This is a genomic window from Chryseobacterium sp. KMC2 (assembly GCF_016756935.1).
Taxonomy (GTDB): Bacteria; Bacteroidota; Bacteroidia; order Flavobacteriales; family Weeksellaceae; genus Chryseobacterium; species Chryseobacterium rhizosphaerae.
On sequence record NZ_JAESIT010000030.1, the window covers coordinates 14,887 to 37,917 of the forward strand.

The window sequence follows — 23,031 nt, forward strand, 5'->3', positions numbered from 1 at the left end:
ACTCAAATCTTATTCGGATCTACTAAAATGCAGTTCAAATAAAAAACATAAAAATAGCGTTCCAAGTCGTGAGAGGCACAATTTACAACTAATTTTTGAATCTCAATTTAAATAAATAAAAAATAATTGAAAAAGGTGTAACCTTTTTATATGTTGAAACGTATAATATATAGTAACTCTTTTTTGAGGAAAAAATAGATGAGACAATTAAAAATCACCAAGCAGGTTACCAACAGGGAAACTGCTTCATTAGACAAGTATCTGCAGGAAATTGGTAAGGTAGAACTAATCACGGCGGACGAAGAAGTAGAATTGGCACAAAGAATACGTGCGGGCGACAGAGCTGCACTTGAGAAATTAATCAAAGCCAACCTTCGTTTCGTAGTTTCTGTATCTAAGCAATACCAAAATCAAGGTCTTTCTTTACCCGATTTGATTAATGAAGGTAATTTAGGATTGATGAAAGCGGCAAAAAGATATGATGAAACCAGAGGTTTCAAATTTATTTCTTACGCAGTATGGTGGATCCGTCAATCAATTTTACAGGCGTTGGCTGAGCAGTCAAGAATTGTAAGACTACCGTTGAATAAAATTGGTTCCATCAATAAAATTAATAAAGCTTACGCTCACCTTGAGCAGGAAAATGAAAGACCACCTTCTCCGGAAGAATTGGCTGAAGTTCTTGACATGAGCGAGGAGGATATTAAAGAATCGATGAAAAACTCCGGAAGACACCTGTCTATGGATGCACCTTTAGTAGAAGGTGAAGATTCTAACCTTTATGATGTATTACGTTCTGGAGAATCACCAAGTCCTGATAAAGATTTGATGCTTGAATCTCTTCAAATTGAGATTGAAAGAGCATTGAATACTTTGACTCCAAGAGAGGCTGACTTAGTAAGATTATACTTCGGACTTAACGGAAAGCATCCAATGACTTTAGAAGAAATTGGAGAAACTTTCGATCTTACAAGAGAGAGAGTTCGTCAGATCAAAGAAAAAGCGATCAAAAGACTAAAACACAATACCAGAAGCAAGATTTTGAAATCTTATTTAGGTAAATAATTTTAGAATTATAAAATTCTATAGGCGGAGTCTGTTTTCAGGCTCCGCTTTTTTATATTAAGTTTGTTTAAACTTCACTACAAATCGAAGATTCGATGTTCTGTTTGTCATTCCGTAGGAATCCAAGCGTAGTAGATTAGGACTTTGTTGTAACCACAAAAGTCACAAAAGTTTTTAAACACTTAAGTTATTAAAGTTTCCAGCTTTGCGCATATAAAGTACACTAAAGTTTTAAGAAAATCTTTGATTTTCATCTTAAATGTACTTACTTATGCACTATTATTTTAAACTTGCTAAAGTGCTCTAAAGTGTTTTAAATATTTGCAATGTTGAGATTTATATTAAGTTTGTTTAAACTTCACCACAAATCGAAGATTTGATGTTCTGTTTGTCATTCCGTAGGAGTCCAACCCTAGTGGATTAAAACTTTCTCGTAACCACAAAAGTCGCAAAAGATTTTAAACACTTAAGTTATTAAAGTTTCCAGCTTTGCGCATATAGAGTACACTAAAGTTTTAAGAAAATCTTTGATTTTCATCTTATATGAACGTAATTGTGCGGCATTCCTTTAAACTTTCTAAAGTATACTAAAGTGTCTAAAAAATAAAAACTTTGATTTATATTCAATTATATCAACTGCGTAACAATGTTCAACCTTTCATCAACTAATTAAAATCATATCCGGCAATCTTCATGAAAAGGATTTAAATGTTTACTTTTAATTGTTGAGATCTGATGTAACGATTACGATAACCCGTCACTTAATACAATATATTATGAAAAAAATACTTTTCGCTTCTACCCTGGCTCTGTCTATACTTTCCTGTACAGAAAATAAGCAGCAGAATCCTCCTCTTGTAGAAAATGCTGTTGATAATGCAGAGTCATCCGTTTCAGGCTCTTTTAAAAGCTATCGTGGAAATGGCACAAGTGTAGACAATATCTATTTCGAATTAATTAAGAATGATAAAAATCTGACAGCTCTCAATTCCAGAGTAGTGAAAACCTTTGAGGAAACAGAAAAAGCTTTAGCGGTATATAAAAACATACTCGACACTTCTGAATCTTTTTATCAGGATGCCCATTATCAGACTAAGGCCATTACAGACTCACTGGTAAAACAGCAGATAGAAAAAGAAATTACCGCCAGCTCTGACCGGTACAAGCTTACAGTAAAAAATATAACGGACCGTATCAGTCAAATCACTAAAAATAACGAAACGCTGACCAGTACATATACTGCATTCAAAATCAGGAAAACACTTCCTGAAATTGAAAAATACCAAAAAGCTCATCCTTTAAAAACTGATAGTCTGGATAGTTTCATTACCAAGCAGAATCAATTGCTGGAAGAATTAAAAAAATTAAAATAATACAATCTCTCATGGAATATAAGACACAATGGCTCACCGATAAAACCCGTATTGAGGAACTGGTAGATTTTTTTATTACCCATAAAACAGATTCCTATATCTCTCACAGTGAAATCATGTATGGCAGAGCTTTAGATTCCCAGCATTGGAATCCGGACCTCAAGGCAGTATTTACCGAGCAGCTTATGAGCGATTATGACTATGATGGTACTTCAAAATTACATATTTTAATCGTTGAGGACAGCGAAGGGAAAATTGTCGGCATGCTGGTTTTTAATGTGATCAGCAGCCCTTTTAAAAAGTACGCGATTTTAGAAGATATGCTTTTAGATAGCACGGTAAGGGGGCAATCACTGGGAAGTAAACTTTTAGAAAAAGTGATAGAAGAAGCAAAAAACTGGAATATCAGTTTTATTATGCTTGAAAGTGGGGTCAATAATCATGGTGCCCATCACTTTTTCGGCAAATATGGATTCCAGAAGGTATCGGAAAGCTATATGCTAACATTATAACCTAAAGGTGTTTTTTCAATAAAAATTAAATCCGATGAATACTATTTCAATCATAGGAGCCGGTATTGGCGGCCTTACCCTTGGAAATGTACTGAAACAGCATCTCAATGATTTTACAATCTATGAATCTGCTCAGGAAATAAAACCTGTGGGAGCAGGCATTATGATGGCTGTCAATGCCATGCAGGTATTTGACCGGTTGGGCTTAAAGGAAAAAATTGAAAAAGCAGGAAACAAAATCCACAGAATCACCATTGCTAATGAATCCCTCAAACCTATTTCAAAAACGGAGATCCTGGCACTGGAAAAAAAGTATAATTCCTGCAATGTCGCTATTCACAGGGCAGAACTTCAAAGGATTCTTGTAGAAAATATAGGATCAGAACATATTCAGCTCGCCCATTCTTTACTGAAAATTGAAAAGAAAGAAAACTATGCGCTGACGTTTGAAAACGGAATTCAAAAAGAAAGCAGGATCATCTTTGGAGCTGACGGTATAAAATCTCAAATCCGGAATCAGATCTTTAAAACCGGGACTATCCGGAATTCCGGGCAGAAATGCTGGCGTGGTCTGGTAGACTTCAATCTTCCGGAAAAATACCACCAGGAAGCTTTTGAAGTATGGGGAAAAGGGAAACGATTTGGATTTGTAAAAATTTCTGAAAAAAAAGTCTATTGGTATGCCTGCATCAATGAGAAAAGTTTTGACCCCCATATTACGATAGCTGATATTTTCAGTGACTTTGACCCTTTAATTTTAAACCTTATCGGAGCTACTGCTAAAGGAGATATCATCTGTAATGTCATCACCGATCTCACTCCTATTCCTCAATGGTATACAGACAACTTATGCATGATTGGAGATGCTGCCCATGCTACAACTCCTAATATGGGACAAGGTGCCTGCCAGGCTATTGAAGACGCTTATATCATCGGAAGATTACTGGAAAAAAACAACGATTTTAATGCTGTTTTTGAAGAGTTTCAAAAGATCAGAAGAAAGAAAGTAGATTATATCGTCCATACAAGCCGCAGTATTGGAAAAGTCTCCCAATGGGAACGGGGAAATTCACTGCGCAATTTTTTAATGAGTCTGATTCCGGAAAGCATCAATCAAAAAATGGCAAAGAAAATTGTAGAATTGGAAATATAGTATTTTAAAGAACTTCCACACAAGATCTAATAGAATAAAATTGGGAAGGTCTAAAAGTCTTGGAAAAAGTAAACTGCCCACATATAAACTAAAAATAGAAGCTCAGCTAAGAAAATGATTTTACAAAAAAAATTGATTGCTGATCGCTATAATATACTCCCACAGGACTTCAGAACTAGATTAAGAAAAATAAATTAGATTCTATCAGTAAATAGAAATATCTTTATCTGGATAATTATCAAACTGTTTTAGGTTTGAATGGGTGAAAGGCAGAGAAAGCCAACCAAAGAAGTATATTGAAAAAAAATCACAAGCTGAAACCAGACAACAAAGAGAAAATATTTTTCCCGTATTGGCCGTTAAATTAAATACATATAGCGCATGAAGAAAACATTTTTTTTATTTTTCGCCATTTTTTCTTTGAGCGTCAAAGCGCAGAATACATATAAATTTTCAACTGATATTGTAAAGGAAATCAATAATGATAAAAGTGGGGATGATTCTAACAAATATCAAATTGGAGCAATGAGGTATTCTATATCAAATTATTATTTTAAGGGATTACAAACCTGGGATAAACTAGGGCAGAAAGAAAAAAAAATATCTAAAGATTATAGTTTGAAATTTATAAATCATAAAGTTGAAAATGCTAAAGATTATATCATAAATAAGTCAAAAAAAGAGGAAATAGTGATTCTCAATGAAGCACATCATTATGCAAGTCATAGAATGTTTGCGGCATCTTTATTAAAAGGACTTTATGAAAATGGCTATCGTTATTTAGGTATTGAAGCTTTAGGTGATGATTCAATAAACATTAGAAAATTTCCAACAACACAAAGTGGTTTTTATACTTCAGAACCACAATTTGGTAATTTGATTAAAACTGCTTTGGATTTAGGTTTTACATTATTTAAATATGAAGCAGAACAAGGAAAAAATGGGAAAGAAAGAGAGATGGAACAAGCAGAAAATATCTATAAATTTATGCAGAAAAATAAAAATGGAAAATATTTTATTTACTGTGGATATGAGCATGCATATGAAGGAAAACACCAGACTTGGGAAAAAACAATGGCAGGAAGACTTTCTGATCTAACAAAGATTAATCCCCTTACAATTGATCAAACGCAATTTTCTGAAAGAAGTAACCCCGAGCAGAATGATCTATTATTAAGCACTATAAATGGAAATTATCCTGTTGTTTTATTAGAAGAAAATAAAATGGTACTTACAGGAATTCAAAAGGAGCCTTTTACCGACATAAAAATTATACATCCAATTACCACCTATATTAAAGCAAGACCTAATTGGATGCTTAATAAAAGTCGCAGATTTTATGAAATATCAACCTCAGACATTAAAAGTTACCCCTCTTTGATTTTTGCATATAGAAAGGGTGAATTTGAAAATAAGGGTGTTCCGGCAGATATTATAGAATTACTAAGTGTAAAAGACTCAAGATATCTTATTTTAGACCAAGGCAATTATGATATTGTAATAAAAGATAGAGCATATAAGATTATTAATAAGTTTGAAAAAAACATAGAATAACTGCTTCTTAATTGCCAAGTTCTAGTTGATTTTTAACTAACCAATAGTACTCCCCTTTCAGAGAAACCAATTCCTTATGATTTCCTTCTTCAACGACCTTACCTTTATTCAAAACAATAATCTTATCTGCATTTTTTACGGTGGATAGGCGAAATGCAATGACAATGTAAGCTTTCAACAAATATTGGCTAATCCCTGAGACCACCCATCAAAAAATGGCTCATAAAATTATAGAGCTGGAAATGTAAAAAAATAGCCGGGATTGATATCCGGCTATTGAAATTTTTCTGATTTCTTTATTTTTCAGTTGGTAGAGACTCTATCCAATTAACGATTTCTTCAACCTTTTCCTTAGAGAGCTTTGCGTCCTGATGAAGATACAAGTAAGAAGGAAGTGGCATCTTCCTCTGTTTCACCTGATTCGCTATTGCCTTTAATTTATTGGTTTGTTTACGCTGGCTGTAAAGTCCCCATTCATTAAAATTCAATTCTTTCTTTCCTTTTTGAATATGATTTTCAAGATAAGAGCTTACAGGCTGAACATATGCATAAACAGGGTAATCTGTAGAGTTACTGTGGCAGTCATAACAAGATGTTTTCAAAATAGACTGTACTTTTTGAGGCACTTGATAAATCTTTGAAATATCAGATGAAGGTACCTGCCCATAATCAATATTGCGGGCAGGCTGAATCATTTGAACTATTAAAAAAATAAGGATAAACCCCAAAAGTATTTTTTTAACAGGCTTCATCTGTCTACAATACTTTTTTTATTGATCCACAGTTGATCATTTTGGAACCTTCATAAGGATTCACAATTTCTTTGGACTCACTTATCCAGGTTCCTCCTTTCCCATTATTGTACATTGGGCAAAAATCCTGATATAATTTCAAGCCATCGGTTCCTTTTTCTCCTATTAAATCTGCAATATCATTGCTTAGAGACAGAAGATGTTCTCTCTGATGGGCAATATCTTCAGAATTTTCACTTATATGCTCTGCATTTTCTGCGGCACTTTCTATAATATCGCGCAACTCAGCATCTTTTTCAGGACTCAGCTTGCTGATATCGACTTTCTTTAAAATAGAAAATAAGCGTTGAGCTGCGTCAGAGGCGGCTTTAGAATCATCTTTCGTCAAGGCATTTTTTAAGGGCAGATAGCCTTCAATAATTTGTTTGACTGACACTACTGAAGCGTTTTCGGGTTCTTTTTTATCCTCTACTGCTTTTTCTTGTACTGTTGGATCTGAAGCTAAAACAGGTTTATCTATAGATTGAGGTGTAGCTTTTGTTTCCTTTTTTGATGAATTATTGGGATTATTACAAGAATATAAAAGGGCTCCCATTACAAACACGGTTAATATATTTTTCATTGTATCCTGATTAGTTTTATAAAAAGTTGTCTGATTAAAAGATTAATAGGTAAAAGTAAGACCGGCTCCCCAGCCCATTTCATTATCATAATTTCCGGAAAGAGATAACCACTTTTGTACAATGTATCTTATTCCTGTTGAGAATTCTCCATCGGAATTAACACTGAAATTACCTCTTAATCTTCTGGACAGCGGGATGTCTTCCCTACTCAGCTCCAATAATACTTTTCCATTGTGGTCAACACTTGCATCTGCTGTAATCAACATCGGTAATACATATTGCATCCCGACAATGAAAGCATATTTACTTTTTGAAGCCTTCTGTTGGCCAAACCAGGATTTCTTACCATGAAAATCCATTCCCATATCCTCTGCCATCTGTCTTTCCATGATCTCGTGGTTCTTCTGGATTCTCACTCCCGCATATGGAAGTGCCCATTGGAACTTTCCTAGGAACCTTCCTACTTTTACATTCCCTTCAAAATGATCAAAATTCCAATTGGAATGAAACTCATTGAGATTAGCCCATCTTGGTCCGAACATCGTCATTGTTTCTGCATGCATTTTATTGCTGGCAACATCCAGCATAGCCATAGAGCTGATCATTTTATTGTCCTGCAGGAAGTTCTTCCAGGCTAGTTTTCTATTAGGCAGCTGTGGGTTTGGTTTTGAATTTTCATAACTGAATATTCTTCCCATCCCGGCCATCATATGATACAGGATATGACAGTGGAAAAACCAGTCGCCATCCTGATTGGCTGCAAACTCAATAGTGGTCGTTTCCATCGGCATGATATCCACCACATTTTTCAGTGGAGAGTATTCCCCTTTTGAATTGATCAGCCTGAAGTCATGACCATGAAGGTGCATAGGATGTCGCATCATAGAGTTATTATAGAGTTTGATTCTAAGGATTTCTCCTTTTTTAATCATAATCTTATCTGTTTCTGTGACTGTTTTATTGTCTAAAGTCCACAGATAATGGTTCATATTCCCTTCCAGGGTAAACTTCATTTCACGAACACTGTCTGCCGGAAGAATTGTTTTTTCGGGAGACTTCAGCATATTGTAAGACAGTCTTTTGATGGTCTTTTCTTCCTTCATATCCATTCCAGCATGCTGAGAATGATCTTCTTTTTTCTCCTCTTCCTTCGTTTTTACGCCCATCATCTCATTCATATGCTTCATGGTCGTTTTCCTTTGGTTTTCAGATAATTCCGGATACATCACTTCATTCATGTCCATCATTTGATTTCCCATCGTCATATTCATCGGCTTCATATTTCCGCTCATTTCCATCATCCCGTTCATCATTTTCATCCCTTCAAAAAGCATTAATCTTGGTAAATTGGGAGCTTCTGTTTTTGCACCTGAACCCAGCCAAAGGGAAGCATGCCCTATCCTGTCTTCTGAAGTGGCCCTGAACTCAAAGCTTTTATTTTCGGGGATGGTGACTTCAATATCATAGGTTTCCGAAACTCCGACAATCAAACGGTCTACTTCTACAGGAACTACGTCATTACCGTCATTTCCTACTACTTTTATCTTTCCACCTCCGTAATTCAGCCAGAAATAAGTGGATGAACCACCATTGGCAACTCTTAATCTTACTTTATCTCCTGCTTTTAGATGGGAATACTCTGAGCTGGGACTACCGTTAATCAGGAATTTATCATAATACACATCACTCACATCCATCGCTTCCATCCTTTTCCATTCATTCAGGGCTTTTGTTCCAAAATTTCCGGATTTGATAGCTTCCCAATAACTCTGAACAGCATTTTTCTTTACGGCATACCAGTCTGTATTTGCCATATGAAGTCTTCTAGCAATCTGCATAGGATCATCATCACTCCAATCTCCCAACAATACGGGTATTTCGGCATTATATTCTGTCTTAGGCTCTCCTTCTCTCTTGTTAAACACCAGAATCCCATTCATTCCTATCTGCTCCTGAAGTGCTTCATGGGAATGGTACCAATAGGTTCCATTTTGCGAAACCCTGAATTTGTACAGATGGGTTTCCCCAGGTTTTACAGGCTTTGTGGTAAGGTATGGAACACCATCATGTTCATTGGGTAAAATGACACCATGCCAGTGGAGCCCTGTATTTTCCTTAAGCATATTATGGAGATAGATTTCTGCAGTATCCCCTTCAGTAAAATACAATGTCGGAGCCTGAAGTTTTCCGTTGATCGCAATAGCTCTTCGGTTTTTTCCGGTAAAATTGACGATTGTATCTTTTACGTATAAATCATAACGAACTGTTTTTCCTCCAAAGCTAAGTCTGCCATTTTCAGAATTTCTTTTTAAAACAGAACTTTCATCTTTTGGATTTTCTGAAGCAATGGGTTGATGCTCCTCTTTTTCCACCAGCTCCATTCCGCATTTTGGACATTTCCCCGGCTTCTCTGAAATAACTTCAGGATGCATCGGACAAGTGAAAACAGACTGTTGCTGAGATTGTGGCTTGGATACGATTTGATTTTGTGTTGCAGCCTTTACATCAGGCTTTATCACGTTCACTTTTTGAACTTCATTCGCCTTAGTTACTTTTTTGATATCAACCTTTGGCTTATTTATTTTAGCTTCTACCGGTTGAGATTTTGCCACTACTTTGGGTATTGATTTTTCCTGTGGTTTTGCTACGACTTTAGGTTTTACGACAACCGTTTTCTTTACCAAAGTCATTTTGCATTTCGGACAGTCTCCAGGTTTTGAAGAGACCACTTCCGGATGCATCGGACAGGTATAATAGGTTTTGGTTGTTTGTGCAAAAGTAAAGACAGAAAACAAAAGCAACAGAAATATGATTAGTTTTTTCATAATATTCCGAACTTTTTAGAAGTTGCATACCTTAAAGTCAATTATAATTTAAGATATGCAACTTATTATTTTAAAAATAAATACACTATATTATTTAATTTCTGACTTTACACTTCCGCAAGAAAGCATAGCTTTACCATAGTAGGGATTCACAATCTGTTTCTCATCACTCAACCAGCTTCCGTCAGCCATTGGGCAATATTGTACATACACCGGTTTTTCTGAAAGCTTGAAGTCTTTTGTCAGCGCAATCATATTGTCTGAAAGGTTCAGGAAAGTTTCTCTTTGTGCTGTAACACTTCTTGCCTCAGAGATCGCAGAAGCATCTTTTCTAAGGATATTAAGATTTCCTTCAGACACTACTTTATAATCTACAGCTGAAGCTGTTTTAATGAACTCTGAAGCCGCTTTTGAGGTTTTATCTGCATCATCTGAAGCCAGTGCCGATTTGATGGCAATATAGTTCTGATATAGTTTTGACACCTGAGCGTCTTTTTTAGACTGTGCAGAAAGTGAAAGTACTGAGAATAAAGATAGGGCTGCTGTAATGATATATTTTTTCATTGTTTTAAATTTTAGAATTAATTTTTAATAAAGGATATTAAGGACACATCAGAAAATGCGTCAGAGCGTGTCGTCTGTAACGATATGATCATCATACCGAAAACGACGGACTTATTCTAAATTCTAAAATTACAATGATGAATGTAAATAGGAACCGGTCTGTATTCCGGAGGCCCATTGATCTGAATTTGAGTGAATTTTGAAGCTGAAAAAGATTTGTCTGCAAAGAAAAACTGGTGTGTGACAGGGATTTCAGAAATCTGGCCTAAAAAGTCAATATTAATCAAATCTGATTTTTGAGAATCATCAACTTTTACAACTTTGATTTCTGTTTTACAACATCCTTTTTTCTCTTTAACACCACATTTTCCGCAGATGTCACTTGTTTTCTGGCTTACAGAAACAAATTCCTTCATACAAAAATGAACGCTAAATGCTGCTCCGGAAGAAAATCCAAAGTAGAAAATAGAGAACAATATGGCAAGAATCTTTTTCATTGGTAGGACAAAGTTAAAAATATCTGTGAAACCATTGTTATAAAATTCGGTATTGTTGTTACAAAATTCTGGTTTATTAAAAAAGCTCCGGAATATTTTCCGGAGCTTTTAATATTTTTTAGTATTTCATGCGGATTGAGTATATCTACAAAAATACGGCTGACTTCTAAGTTCTATAGTTTAAACTCTAACTTAACATTAAAGAACCGCCCGGTAAGACGTACCGGAACCGGATACATAACATTAGAGTTGTAATCTGTTATCCACTGATTAGCGACCGTATTGTTTATATTGAATGCATTGAAAACCTGAACCCCCAGTGTTAGCTCCTCGAAGTTCCCCCAGAATCCATATCTTTTCTTTTTATCCTTTGGATCAATAAAAACTTTTGACAACCCAAGATCCACTCTTTTATAGGCGGGCAATGTACTTTGATACTGATACGGATTTGTGAAAACAGGTGCCCCATTCGGAAGTCCCATAGCGTAAACCAATGTAAGGTTAACACGCATTGAAGGGAATCTCGGCATATAATCCTGGTAGAACATCGCAAATCTGAAACGCTGGTCTGTAGGTCTTGGGATATTCCCCTGCCCGTCTATATTCTCAAATACCCTTGCATAACTCGCAGACAGCCATGAGTCTACTCCGGGAACAAATTCTCCAAATAATCTGGTATCTATACCATAAGCATATCCGGTAGCATTATTCTGCCCTGAATAACGGATTCTTACATTATCCATATAATAAGGAATCAGGTTATCCATTTTTTTATAATAGAGCTCTGTAGTAAGCTTAAACGGTCGGTCATACATCTGGAATTCATAGTCGTTAGCAAGAATTAACTGTATCGAACGCTGAGACTTTATATTGCTGTTGAAATTCCCATCAAGGTCTTTGATCTCCTTATAGAAAGGAGCCTGATAATAAATACCTCCCGAAACTTTAAATAACATATCAGATTCCCAGTCCGGTTTTATGGCAAACTGGAATCTTGGTGAGAATATTGTTTCTTTATTAAAGCTCCAGTTTGCTACCCTTGCTCCGGCATTGATAAACACCTTACTGGCACCCCAATAAAATTTTTGAGAATACTGTGCATAAGCAGATAATCTTGTGGGCTCAATATTGTTGGCTCCTGCAATATAATACGCCAGCTTAAGATCCCCGGTCCCTCCTCGTGGATCTACAATAGGTCTCGGAAGGCTATACCCTGCCGAATCTACAAGTTTCCATTCGTTGGTAAGATCTTTTAAATTCTCTTTTTCATATTTGAATCCAACTTCTATATCTGTATTGCTATTAGGGGAAAAACGGGCTCTGAACTGCGTTCCGTATGTCCTTACAAAAAGATCATTTCTGGCATGATCTATCTGTGCCCCTGCATCAAAGCTGGGAAGCGGATCTTTTGTAATAGGATCAAAAGTCTGCAGCTTGTAGCCTGACTGTATAGAATAATATTCCTTTTCCCTGTTTTGGTACGCAAAACTATCCAATGTCAGTCTCCATTTATCGGATGGTTTATAATTCATGGAAAAAGTTCCCATCATATTTTTATACTGGTCCTTTTCCTGCCCGTAATAATTGATATATACATTGATAGGCTGCTGAAGCGTCCCAAAAGTAACATCTTTTGCTTTGGGAACCATTTCATAATCATTCTTGGAATAATAGCCGATGAATGACATAGAAAATTTATCATTCACATGATAATTGATATAAGACTGAAAATCCCAATACGTAGGGTTAAAGTCTGTATCTTCATTCAGTGTATTTAAAACAAGATTGGTATTTCTGTATCTTCCTGAAAATAAAGCCGTAAGTTTTTTATTTTTTGAAGCAAGTCCTGTGGTAAGCCTTCCTCCAATTAAACTTGCCTCCCCGGAAAGCTCAAACTTTTCAGGCTCACGGTAATAAATATTTAATGCAGAAGACATTTTATCTCCATATTTAGGTTCAAATCCTCCTGCAGAGAAGTTGACCGTAGAAACCATATCCGGATTAATGATACTCATCCCTTCCTGTTGAGAGTTTCTCACAAGAAAAGGTCTGTAAATCTCAATATCATTGATGTAGATAAGGTTTTCATCATAGTTTCCACCACGCACCATATATTGGGAAGAAAGCTCAGTATTTGAGTTTACGGAAGGAAGGGTTTTAAGTAGCCCTTCAATTCCTCCGCTTATAGAAGCTACTGCTTTAGCTTCTTTGGCTGAAATTTTTACATTGGTAAGATCGTTTGTTCTTCCTGTTGTTTTTTTCTGGAATACAACTTCCTCAATATCGGTTACTTTAGTCACCGTATCCTTTTTTCTGTGTTGGGAGAAAATCAGTACGGGAACTATAAGGCTTAACGGTAAAACTAGTTTTTTCAAAAGAAATATTTTAAGAATTTCTAAAATTAATGTTTTTTTAACAATTACAAAATTGATTCTCTAATTCTTGTTAATTTTTGCAGTAAATCTTCTAATAAATCCAGTCTTAACATATTGGCCCCATCAGACAATGCTGTTTCAGGTGTAGGATGTGTTTCTATGAAAAGTCCATCTGCTCCTACAGCGATTCCGGCTTTAGCTACTGTTTCAATAAGGTCAGGTCTTCCTCCTGTCACTCCCGAGCTCTGGTTAGGCTGTTGTAATGAATGGGTAACGTCTAGAATGACCGGCGCATATTCTCTCATTGTAGGAATACCTCTGTAATCTACAATCAGATCTGTGTATCCGAAAGAGTTTCCTCTTTCAATGATCGCTACTTTCTGATTATCAGAATCTGTAATCTTCTGAACGGCAAATTTCATGGCTTCCGGAGACAGAAACTGTCCTTTTTTCAGGGTAACACATTTCCCGGTTTTTGCGGCTGCCACCAAAAGATCTGTCTGACGTACCAAAAATGCAGGAATCTGTAAAACATCCACATACTGTGCTGCCAACGCGGCATGCTCATTTTCGTGAATATCCGTTGTCGTAGGAATATTGAATGTTTCACCTACTTTTTTAAGGATTTCAAGAGATTTTTCTTCTCCAATAGAGGTAAAAGAATCTACACGGCTTCTGTTTGCTTTTTTAAAACTTCCTTTGAAAATATAGGGTATATTATACTTGTCTGTGATCTCTATTACTTTTTCTGCAATTCTTAAGGCCATATCTTCACCTTCAATAATACAAGGTCCGGCAATAAGAAAAAAGTTTTTTGAATCTTTGTGTTGGATATTATCTAAATACTGAATCATTTTGTTGTAATTAAAAAGTTCAGTAAAAATACTGAGAAAGTTTCAGAACTGGAAATTATTTGGGACTTTCATGATTTCTCAGTTACAGATTCTCTTAAATTATAATTAACGGTCTCATAATCTATACACCAGCGAAGTAAAATTTTATATCTTTATGTAATGAAAGCAAAAGAAACTTTGACAGAATTCTATGCTTTGCATGGAAAAGGGGCTAGCAATATAAGCCCGTTCAATGTGTACCGTAGGGAAAGTTTTGAATGCAGTGCGCATCTGGAAACCGTCTATCGAAGAGATTTTTATAAAATTTCAATGATTTCAGGCGGAACCGGAATATTAAGCTATGCAGACCGGTTTATCAAAATTGACAGGCCCTGCGTTGTTTTTCTCAATCCACTTATCCCTTATTCATGGGAACCTACTTCTGCAGTACAAAACGGTTATTTCTGTCTTTTCACAGAAGACTTTGTCAACCCTTCACTAAAGAATGAGAGCCTTTCAAAATCAGTCTTGTTCAAAGCTGGAGGCGATCACATATTTTTTCCTACTGCCGACAGTATTGAGTTCTTAAAGACGGTTTATGAAAATATGCTTAAAGAAGTACAGTCAGACTATCACCACAAGTATGAGCTTCTGAGGAGCTATGTCCAGATCATCATGCACGAGGTGATGAAAATGCAACCTCCCCCAACATTTCACAAACACCTGAATGCTTCAGAGCGTATTCATACTTTATTTTTTGAACTCCTGGAAAACCAATTTTTCATCAATTCACCCGATAAAGTACTCTCATTAAAAAATGCCAATGAATTTGCCTCTCAGCTGAATGTACATACTAATCATCTGAACAAGATATTAAAGGAAACTACAGGCAAAACTACTACAGAATGGATTTCCGAACGTATCACAAAGGAAGCCAAGTCTCTTTTACACTTCAGCAATTGGGATATCAGTGAAATTGCTTACTGCCTCGGATTTGAACATTCTTCAAATTTCATCATATTCTTTAAAAAAAAGACGGGCGAATCTCCTAATCGGTTCAGAAAAAGAGTTCTTTCCATTTCATAATTTTTAGTTTGTTTCGCATAATTATTTTTCTCCCACAGAGCCGAACTTCGTCTTATCTAAATTGAGAAATAATGACACAACAAACTTTAAAAGGAAAAGTAGTTCTTATCACCGGAGGTACTACGGGTATCGGACTGGCTTCCGCAACATTGTTCCTGAAAAACGGGGCCAAAGTGGTAATTGCAGGGCGCAGATCTGAACAAGGTAATGCAGCGATAAAAACATTACAGATCATAAGTCCCGAGGTCCGTTTCATCCAGACAGACGTCTCAAAGAGCAATGAAATCCAGCATCTTATTAATGAAACAGTGAAACATTTTGGAAAGTTGGGTATTGCATTTAACAACGCCGGAATTGAAGGTCAGTTTTTGAAGATTGACGAAACTCCTGAAGAAGAATTCGACAGGGTAATGAATATAAACACAAAAGGAGTCTGGCTTGCCTGTAAATATGAAATCACACAATTTAAGAAACAAGGAACAGGCGGAGTCATTGTCAATACCTCTTCGTGGCTGGCCCGGGGAGCATCTGTAGGTTCGGGAGTCTATTCAGCCAGCAAAGCAGCTTTGGACGGATTGGTCAGAGCTTTAGCTGTGGAAACCGCTTCTGAAAACATTCGCATCAATAACATCCAGCCTGGCTATATCCGTACTCCTATGTTTGACAGGTTTTTTCCTAAAGAAAATGCCGAAGAGGCCATAGAGCCTTTTAAGAAACATGCACCCATCGGACGTTTTGCTGCTCCTGAAGAAGTTGCTGAGCTCGTTCTATGGTTAAGCAGCTCTGCTTCATCATTTATTACAGGTGAAAGCATGCTGATAGACGGAGGATTGGCTATTGGAGGACAACGATAATCTATTTAAAAATGAAAAAATTATGCTTTTTATTTTTTTATATGCTGGGATATCCACAGGATACAATGAATGACTTTCCAATTTCAAAGAATATGACAACAGACACTACAAAAAAAATAACATTATACAACAGGCTTTACCAATATGGAATAGCAGATGCATTTGTTGGGGGACTTTATAAAGGAACATTACCTTTAAAAGATTTAAAGTCAAAAGGTGATTTTGGATTGGGAGCCCCTGACATGCTGGATGGAGAACTCACGATATTAAACGGAAAAGTATACCAAACCAAGGCGACAGGGATTACTATTGAGGCTGGAGATCAATTTAAAACCTCTTTATCCTTTGTTACCTTCTTCAGACCAGACAAGGGGTTCTCTATGAAAAAGGAAGCAGACAAAGAAGCCGTTTTTCAGTTGATAAGCGCGAATCTTCCCAATAAAAATTCAATATATGCTATTAAAATAACCGGAAGATTCAGAATGGTCAAAACAAGAGCTTTCCCACCTGTCAAAGAGGAACCGTTTCCTGTATTAACCTCTATCTTTCATACACAGAAAACTTTTGATTTTTCAAATACAGAAGGGGTGCTGGTGGGGTATTATATTCCGGAATATCTCAATGGCATCAATGTAAAAGACTTTCACTTTCATTTTCTTTCTGCCGATAAAAAACAAGGGGGACATGTTCTCGATTTTGTAGGTGAAAATCTAAAAATTGAGCTTGCAAATTTGAACAGTTTTGAGCTGGAGCTCCCCCAAAATAAGGATTTTCAAAACTTTCAGTTCACTACAAAAAACAATGAAGCTTTACAACGGGTAGAACAAGGAAAATAACTTGCTTATAGAATTGGTATAAATATCAATGGTTTCATATGCATCTCAATGATCCCTATGAAACCATTTTACTTTTTTACTGCCAAACAATTATAAATGAAAATATCTTGGATCCGGATAACGGAAAACAAAGTCGAGTTCCGAAGTTAACTTTGAAGACAGGATTTTCTTTCCCTTTACTTCATCAGCTTCAATATCCGGTAAATCCTTCTGAGCATGAATTACCTGGTTTTTTGACGGATGCATCGGAGCCGTCACATTATAAAGCTTTCCTTTTGATCCCTTTTCTACCATTTCTGAAATCACCCTGACAATATCAGTATAATGAATATGGTTGACTGCAGCATCCGCATTGGTCACAGTATAGTTTTTAAGAAGCCTGTGATCTCCCATCAGACCTCCCAATCTTAAAATATTCACCTGTGGATATGTATTTCTGACCAATCGTTCTCCCGAAACCTTTTCTACAGGTACATCTTCTTCGGTTAAGTCTTTTGAAATATCCGGATAAACACCCGTAGAGCTCATCAAAAACAACTGTCCTTTGAAATCGCCGATAAATAATGACAAATTCTTAATTCTGTTGTATAATGAACTTACACAGCAGCTTTTCTCTGAAACCGGAATTGTAATAATCAAAGCATCCATATTATAAATTTCTTCCCATTGCGGGTAGGGCTCTGTCAGCTGATAATCCATAAAATGAGCAACCTTTGCACAAAATCCTTTAGCATTCAGTTCATCTGCTTTATCCTGTGTAGTGGTGGTGGCACATATTGTATATCGATCAGACATAGCTGTTGCAATTCTTTCTCCCAACCATCCGTAGCCTATAATTCCAATCTTTTTCATAAGTCTGATTTTTTTTGAGAAGAAAGCATTTCATCCAGGACAGCCGTTAAAAAAGTTTTTGTTTCTTCATTGATATGGATGCACTGCTGAACCGCTTCCGGAATATGTTTTGCCTTTTCCTGAAGCGCCTTTCCTTTTTCTGTAAGGTGTATAAGCACTACCCTTTCGTCCTCTGTGCTTCTGGTTCTCGTTAAAAGTTCATGGGTTTCCATTCGTTTCAATAAAGGAGTCAGAGTTCCGTTATCCAGATGAAGATGTTCTCCTATTTTACCGATATTCATCCCTCCATTCTCCCATAGAACAACCAGAACCAGATATTGAGGATACGTCAGTGAAATTTCATCCAGATAAGGTTTGTACATTCCTGTGATATATCTTGAAAGAGCATATGTTTTAAAACATATATGTTCGGAAAGAGCCATCATAATTTTTTATTAAGCAACAAAAGTAATATAATTATTTTGTGCACAATATTTTTGTGTACAAATTTTTTGAATATGGGATAGAAATAGTAATCTGTCACGAAATACTACTACACTTTAGTGTAAAATTACTGCCTTTTGTTTATTTTATTGTATGCTTCTCATTTACACCTTTGTTTTTTTATTAAATTCGCAATGAATAAACCTTTAAAAACTAAGATTAAGCATGAAAAACACTAAGCTATCCGGTCTGTCTATTGACGAACTCACCAAAGAAGACAAAAAACGTTCAGCCATTTTTATTTCATACTGTATTATTATTGGATTTATGATTGGGGCTTCCATCTATGCCACGATCAAAAATGGATTCAGCGTCATCAGCCTCCTTTCTATATTTTTCATTCCAATGTATCTGATCATATGGAATAATTATAGAGAGGTACGCAAAGAAATCAGATCCCGTAAATCCAATTAAAAACTTTACGAAATGCAGAATACATGTTTAAACTGTAGTCAGGCCGTCACTACAGTGTATTGCGGCAGCTGTGGACAAAAAACCAGTACCCATAGATATTCTCTTAAACATTTTATAGAGCATGATTTTATCCATGGCGTCTGGCATGTGGATAAAGGGCTTTTGTTTACAGTAAAAGAATTATTTACCAGGCCTGGTCATAGCGTAAGAGAATATATTCAGGGAAAAAGAGTTAATTATTTTAGTTTTATAACACTCTTAGTACTTGCGATCACGTTCTCTGCACTCATTTCACATTATTCTCATATCAATTTTGGAGATCTGGTTCCGGAATCGAGTAAATCTACCATGAACTCTTTTCAGAAATTTACGTCTGCCTACCCTAAAATAGTAATGCTCATCACCATACCTATCACTTCTTTTTTCAGTTATATCTGGTTTCGGAAGGCCTCTTTTAACTATTCTGAACATCTTGTTCTCAATTGTTATAAAATGGCCGCTGAAATGATTGCAGGCATGGTATTTACTTTAATTACTTTATTTTTTGATAACAGCAAGACTCTTACTTATCTGTATTTGTTAGCGACTTATCTTGTCAGCCTAACTTATGGAACCTGGTTTTATTTCCAATTCTTTTCTCAATCGGGATATTCCAGAGTATCCATACTTTTCAGGAGTCTTATGATTCCCTTTACTTTTATGCTCTTTGTAATGGTTATTGGATATTTATCGGGTGCTATTGCTGCGGCATTACATTAAACTATAAAACCCTATTATAGAAAAAGGGCTTCCAAATTGGAAGCCCTTAACACCATATCACATATAATAAAAACTTTATTATTCAAATTAAAACTCATTAATCATGACGTAAAAATGTCCCGAGTACAAGCTATTTGCATTTCCGGAAATATTGGTAAGATTAATGGTAACACTGGAAGTTGAGGTCATTCTCGGATTTGAAATTGAAAATGATGAATTTCCGGCAAAGTCTCCTGCTGGAGATACCACTACAACTGCTCTTGTAGAAACAGGCTGAAAACCTGCAGGAACCGGTATTTCCAATGTTACAGATTTCCCCGGAGGCAGATTATTGATTGACACTCCCGGCCATGATTCAAAATTCATCTGATTTTTCTGTACACTTCCCTTTTCTCCCAGTTTAAACTGTCCGTTTACATCCAGTTTAGCAGAAGTGCTCGGAGCAACAGTGCCAATCCCTACATTCGCATTATTATTTCCCAAAACAATGGCATTGGCCTGTGAAGTGGTTGCTCCATATCCTACAGCCGTTGAATATTGTCCCAGAGCATTAGCTCCAGAACCCACAGCCGTGGAATTTTCACTATTGGTAACCGCATTATACCCTAGAGCGGTTTCACTATTGGTATTTGTTTTTGCATTATACCCTACTGCCAATGACTGAAAACCTCCAGCAGAGGAGTTGTTTCCAATAGCTGTAGATTCATTTTTACTGGTTTGGGCATTGTGTCCGATTGCTGTAGACTTAAATGCACCTGCTGATGATTTATTTCCTATGGCCAGCCCCTCATTTGCTGAAACTGACGCAGCACTTCCAATGGATACTCCCTGGAATGCCGAACTTGAACTTCCGATAGCAATTCCGTTTTGGCCGGCATTGGCTCCCTGTCCAAAACTAACAGAATTATCAACCCCAAGTCTACCGGCAGTTAATGAATTAACTTTAAATATCAAATCATCCATGGTCTTTGTTCCCAAGAATAAATTGGTATTGGCTCCGCCATAGTTTCCCACATTGGTACCGGTAGTATTCCAGCCGTTTCCATCATCTTTAACCATACTTCCGACTGCTGTCGTTGAAATTTTGTTCCATTTGGAAGCATACCAATAATAAAATCCGGATTCCGGTAAACCTGCTTTCCCGTTATTCCATACTATAAGTCCGTCAGCAGGAGACTGTATAGTAGTTTGGTCTGCTATAGATTCAAGACTAATACTTGGCAGCAGTACTCCTTTATCTTTTGAATTGATTTGCAGCATTGCAGAACGGTCAGGATCAGGCGTACCTATCCCTACTTGTGCGAATGTAAAACCAGCAAATAATAAAAAAAGAAGACTGAGTTGAAATTTAGAATTTTCCTGCATTACCATGTTTTTTTTGGAGGCGCAAAGATACAAATATTTTAATAAATCAACAATTTTATTAAAAATAACATAATTAAACACACACAAAAGTGATTAAATTAAACTTTACTCACACTTGAATGAAAATTATTTATATATCAATGCTTTAAACAAAAACCACTGATATCCCCTAGCAATAACTCTACTATAAATATACCAAAACCTATTTAAATTATTCTTAAAAATAACCTTATAAAAATGATTTAACCAAAATTAATCACAATCTAATGAAACAACTTTCAATATGATCATTGACCATTCCTGTGGCCTGCATATGAGCATATACAACGGTAGATCCCATAAATTTGAATCCTCTTTTCTTCAGATCCTTAGATATACGGTCTGAAATTTCGGTTGTTGCAGGAACATCCGACAAAGTCTTAGGTTGATGATCTATAGGTTTTCCATCTACAAAATTCCATATATATTGAGAAAAGCTTCCGAATTCTTTTTGTACCTCCATAAACTTCTGAGCGTTGGTTACAGCAGCCAGTATCTTCAGCCTGTTTCTGATAATCCCGGAATCATTCATTAATTCTTCTATTTTATGATCAGAATATAAAGCCATCTTTTGATAATCAAAATGATCAAATGCCTTTCTGAAATTCTCTCTCTTGCTGAGAATAGTATACCAGCTAAGTCCTGCCTGAAAGCTTTCAAGAATCAAAAATTCGAAAATAGTCTTATCATCATATACAGGCCTTCCCCATTCCTGATCATGATATGCCCTATACAGATCATCTTTTTCGCACCATCCACAACGAATTTTTTCCATAGATTAAAAATTTATAGGTTAAAGTTAATACCCATTTTAGAAAAAATAAAAAAAGATTATGAAAAATTTAACAATATCACATCTTTTTAGGAATGGTTATTGTTTATTTACTAACACACAATTCAAATTACAAAATATAATATTATGAACAATTCAGAGTATAACAAAGCGGAAAATGCAGTGAATAATGTAGAGAACTCTTTACAAAATGCAACAGATCAGGCCAAGTGGAAAATCAATGAATTGGCAGACAGGGCCAAAGATTATATTAATGAGAAAAGGGGTAACGATCAGGAAGCTAATCAAGAAGATTGGTTAGACAGGGTAAAAGCTAATGTTTCAGATGCCTGGGAAGATATAAAAGATAAAGCGGATGAGGCATGGGAAAAAACCAAAGATGCGGCAGAGGATGTAAAAGCAGAATGGAATAAGAAAACCAACTAATAATTTCAGTCATATAAATATTTTCAATAAAATGGAGTCTTAAATCGATAAGGCTCCATTTTTATTATGTCATAACCACAATTATTGCTACATTTGTATTTCAATAAACATTAAAAAATTATGTCATACGGTTTACTTAAAGGCAAAAAGGGGATTATTTTTGGAGCCCTTAATGAACAATCTATCGCATGGAAAGTTGCTGAAAGATGTCATGAAGAAGGTGCGGAATTCATCTTATCTAACGCTCCTATCGCTTTGAGAATGGGAGAGCTTAATGGGTTAGCAGAAAAAACAGGTTCTGAAGTGATAGCTGCAGATGCTACTTCTATAGAAGACCTTGAAAAGCTTTTTGATGCTGCGACAGCAAAATTCGGGAAAATAGATTTTATCCTTCACTCTATAGGCATGTCCGTAAATGTAAGAAAAGGAAAACATTATACTGAAATGAATTATGACTGGTTAGAAAAAGGTTGGGATATTTCAGCTGTTTCTTTCCATAAAGTAATGCGTGTAGCTTGGGAGAAAGACTGTATGAATGAGTGGGGAAGTATTTTGGCCCTTACTTATATTGCAGCTCAGAGAACTTTCCCTGATTACAATGATATGTCTGATAACAAAGCTTATCTTGAAAGTATTGCAAGAACTTTCGGTAATTACTGGGGAGCGAGAAAAGTACGTGTAAACACAGTTTCTCAGTCACCTACCCCTACTACGGCAGGTAGTGGCGTAAAAGGTTTCGGAGGTTTCCTTGGATATGCTGAAGATATGTCTCCACTAGGAAATGCTACAGCTCTTGACTGTGCTAACTATTGTGTAACTTTATTCTCTGACCTTACTCAAAAAGTAACTATGCAGAACCTTTTCCATGATGGTGGTTTCAGCAGCTCAGGGGTTACTCAGAAAGTAATCAGCAAGTATGATGTTGAATAATTAAGAATATTATTTTTACTTATAAAATAAGAATCGGCGGCCTCTTTGAGGCCGCCGATTCCGTTAAA

23 protein-coding genes are annotated in these 23,031 nt (G+C 36.0%); 12 read left to right on the forward strand and 11 right to left on the reverse strand.

Annotated elements, in window-relative coordinates; genetic code table 11:
- Positions 1-198 precede the first annotated feature (198 nt).
- The 5 genes from JML65_RS22535 to JML65_RS22555 all read left to right on the forward strand — a co-directional run bounded on the left by JML65_RS22535 (position 199) and on the right by JML65_RS22555 (position 5,657).
- Positions 199-1,065 (forward strand): RNA polymerase sigma factor RpoD/SigA, encoded by an 867-nt coding sequence (locus JML65_RS22535; RefSeq protein WP_002979276.1) that lies wholly within the window; start codon positions 199-201, stop codon positions 1,063-1,065.
- Positions 1,066-1,841: 776 nt separating this feature from the next.
- Entirely contained in the window at positions 1,842-2,438 is a 597-nt protein-coding gene (locus JML65_RS22540; RefSeq protein WP_202272330.1) for a hypothetical protein, read from the forward strand.
- Between the two features lie 11 nt (positions 2,439-2,449).
- Positions 2,450-2,950, forward strand: coding sequence for a GNAT family N-acetyltransferase (locus tag JML65_RS22545; protein WP_115921062.1), 501 nt, complete (start codon positions 2,450-2,452; stop codon positions 2,948-2,950).
- Between the two features lie 34 nt (positions 2,951-2,984).
- The gene (locus JML65_RS22550; protein ID WP_202272332.1) at positions 2,985-4,103 is read left to right on the forward strand and encodes an FAD-dependent monooxygenase; all 1,119 of its coding nucleotides are present in this window, start codon (positions 2,985-2,987) and stop codon (positions 4,101-4,103) included.
- 381 nt (positions 4,104-4,484) lie between these two features.
- Positions 4,485-5,657: a hypothetical protein gene (locus JML65_RS22555; protein ID WP_202272334.1), complete on the forward strand. Its 1,173-nt coding sequence runs from the start codon at positions 4,485-4,487 to the stop codon at positions 5,655-5,657.
- A 296-nt stretch (positions 5,658-5,953) separates the two neighbouring features.
- Here the strand turns inward: JML65_RS22555 and JML65_RS22560 are convergent, their stop codons facing one another.
- The 7 genes from JML65_RS22560 to kdsA form a co-directional block, all read right to left on the reverse strand.
- Positions 5,954-6,409 carry a heme-binding domain-containing protein gene (locus tag JML65_RS22560; RefSeq protein WP_047495406.1) on the reverse strand — a complete coding sequence of 152 codons (456 nt, stop codon included), beginning with the start codon at positions 6,407-6,409 and terminating at the stop codon, positions 5,954-5,956.
- Positions 6,410-6,413: 4 nt separating this feature from the next.
- The gene (locus tag JML65_RS22565) at positions 6,414-7,031 is read right to left on the reverse strand and encodes a DUF3347 domain-containing protein (protein ID WP_237390972.1); all 618 of its coding nucleotides are present in this window, start codon (positions 7,029-7,031) and stop codon (positions 6,414-6,416) included.
- 42 nt (positions 7,032-7,073) lie between these two features.
- The gene (locus JML65_RS22570) at positions 7,074-9,857 is read right to left on the reverse strand and encodes a multicopper oxidase domain-containing protein (protein WP_202272336.1); all 2,784 of its coding nucleotides are present in this window, start codon (positions 9,855-9,857) and stop codon (positions 7,074-7,076) included.
- 90 nt (positions 9,858-9,947) lie between these two features.
- Positions 9,948-10,421 carry a DUF3347 domain-containing protein gene (locus JML65_RS22575; protein WP_047495415.1) on the reverse strand — a complete coding sequence of 158 codons (474 nt, stop codon included), beginning with the start codon at positions 10,419-10,421 and terminating at the stop codon, positions 9,948-9,950.
- A 116-nt stretch (positions 10,422-10,537) separates the two neighbouring features.
- Complete coding sequence (locus JML65_RS22580) at positions 10,538-10,918, reverse strand: HYC_CC_PP family protein (RefSeq protein ID WP_228450424.1); 381 nt, start codon at positions 10,916-10,918, stop codon at positions 10,538-10,540.
- 173 nt (positions 10,919-11,091) lie between these two features.
- Positions 11,092-13,293 (reverse strand): TonB-dependent receptor plug domain-containing protein, encoded by a 2,202-nt coding sequence (locus JML65_RS22585; protein ID WP_084084090.1) that lies wholly within the window; start codon positions 13,291-13,293, stop codon positions 11,092-11,094.
- Between the two features lie 44 nt (positions 13,294-13,337).
- Positions 13,338-14,147: a 3-deoxy-8-phosphooctulonate synthase gene (gene kdsA, locus JML65_RS22590; protein ID WP_047495421.1), complete on the reverse strand. Its 810-nt coding sequence runs from the start codon at positions 14,145-14,147 to the stop codon at positions 13,338-13,340.
- A 159-nt stretch (positions 14,148-14,306) separates the two neighbouring features.
- Here kdsA and JML65_RS22595 point away from each other — a divergent pair, with 159 nt between their 5' ends.
- From JML65_RS22595 to budA, 3 genes are all read left to right on the forward strand, one after another.
- Positions 14,307-15,212, forward strand: a complete 906-nt coding sequence (locus JML65_RS22595) for a helix-turn-helix domain-containing protein (protein WP_202272338.1) — start codon at positions 14,307-14,309, stop codon at positions 15,210-15,212.
- A gap of 71 nt (positions 15,213-15,283) precedes the next feature.
- The gene (locus tag JML65_RS22600; RefSeq protein ID WP_202272340.1) at positions 15,284-16,066 is read left to right on the forward strand and encodes an SDR family NAD(P)-dependent oxidoreductase; all 783 of its coding nucleotides are present in this window, start codon (positions 15,284-15,286) and stop codon (positions 16,064-16,066) included.
- A gap of 11 nt (positions 16,067-16,077) precedes the next feature.
- Positions 16,078-16,902 carry an acetolactate decarboxylase gene (budA, locus tag JML65_RS22605; RefSeq protein ID WP_237390973.1) on the forward strand — a complete coding sequence of 275 codons (825 nt, stop codon included), beginning with the start codon at positions 16,078-16,080 and terminating at the stop codon, positions 16,900-16,902.
- A 90-nt stretch (positions 16,903-16,992) separates the two neighbouring features.
- Here budA and JML65_RS22610 read toward each other — a convergent pair whose 3' ends face one another.
- Positions 16,993-17,754 carry a hypothetical protein gene (locus tag JML65_RS22610; protein WP_202272342.1) on the reverse strand — a complete coding sequence of 254 codons (762 nt, stop codon included), beginning with the start codon at positions 17,752-17,754 and terminating at the stop codon, positions 16,993-16,995.
- Complete coding sequence (locus tag JML65_RS22615; RefSeq protein WP_202272344.1) at positions 17,751-18,179, reverse strand: MarR family winged helix-turn-helix transcriptional regulator; 429 nt, start codon at positions 18,177-18,179, stop codon at positions 17,751-17,753. Before JML65_RS22615 ends, JML65_RS22610 begins: the two co-directional genes overlap by 4 nt.
- A gap of 223 nt (positions 18,180-18,402) precedes the next feature.
- Between JML65_RS22615 and JML65_RS22620 the strand changes: the two genes are divergently transcribed.
- Positions 18,403-18,651 (forward strand): hypothetical protein, encoded by a 249-nt coding sequence (locus JML65_RS22620; RefSeq protein ID WP_202272346.1) that lies wholly within the window; start codon positions 18,403-18,405, stop codon positions 18,649-18,651.
- A 12-nt stretch (positions 18,652-18,663) separates the two neighbouring features.
- A complete protein-coding gene (locus tag JML65_RS22625; protein WP_202272348.1) occupies positions 18,664-19,410 on the forward strand; it encodes a DUF3667 domain-containing protein in 747 nt (248 codons plus the stop codon).
- Positions 19,411-19,497: 87 nt separating this feature from the next.
- On the opposite strand, the gene JML65_RS22630 is transcribed toward JML65_RS22625, so the two are convergent.
- Positions 19,498-20,775, reverse strand: a complete 1,278-nt coding sequence (locus JML65_RS22630; RefSeq protein ID WP_202272350.1) for a hypothetical protein — start codon at positions 20,773-20,775, stop codon at positions 19,498-19,500.
- 256 nt (positions 20,776-21,031) lie between these two features.
- Positions 21,032-21,589, reverse strand: a complete 558-nt coding sequence (locus tag JML65_RS22635) for a DNA-3-methyladenine glycosylase I (protein ID WP_202272352.1) — start codon at positions 21,587-21,589, stop codon at positions 21,032-21,034.
- A gap of 144 nt (positions 21,590-21,733) precedes the next feature.
- Between JML65_RS22635 and JML65_RS22640 the strand changes: the two genes are divergently transcribed.
- Both JML65_RS22640 and JML65_RS22645 read left to right on the forward strand, forming a co-directional pair.
- A complete protein-coding gene (locus JML65_RS22640; protein WP_047495450.1) occupies positions 21,734-22,033 on the forward strand; it encodes a hypothetical protein in 300 nt (99 codons plus the stop codon).
- Positions 22,034-22,153: 120 nt separating this feature from the next.
- The gene (locus JML65_RS22645; RefSeq protein WP_047495453.1) at positions 22,154-22,963 is read left to right on the forward strand and encodes an enoyl-ACP reductase; all 810 of its coding nucleotides are present in this window, start codon (positions 22,154-22,156) and stop codon (positions 22,961-22,963) included.
- Positions 22,964-23,031 lie beyond the last annotated feature (68 nt).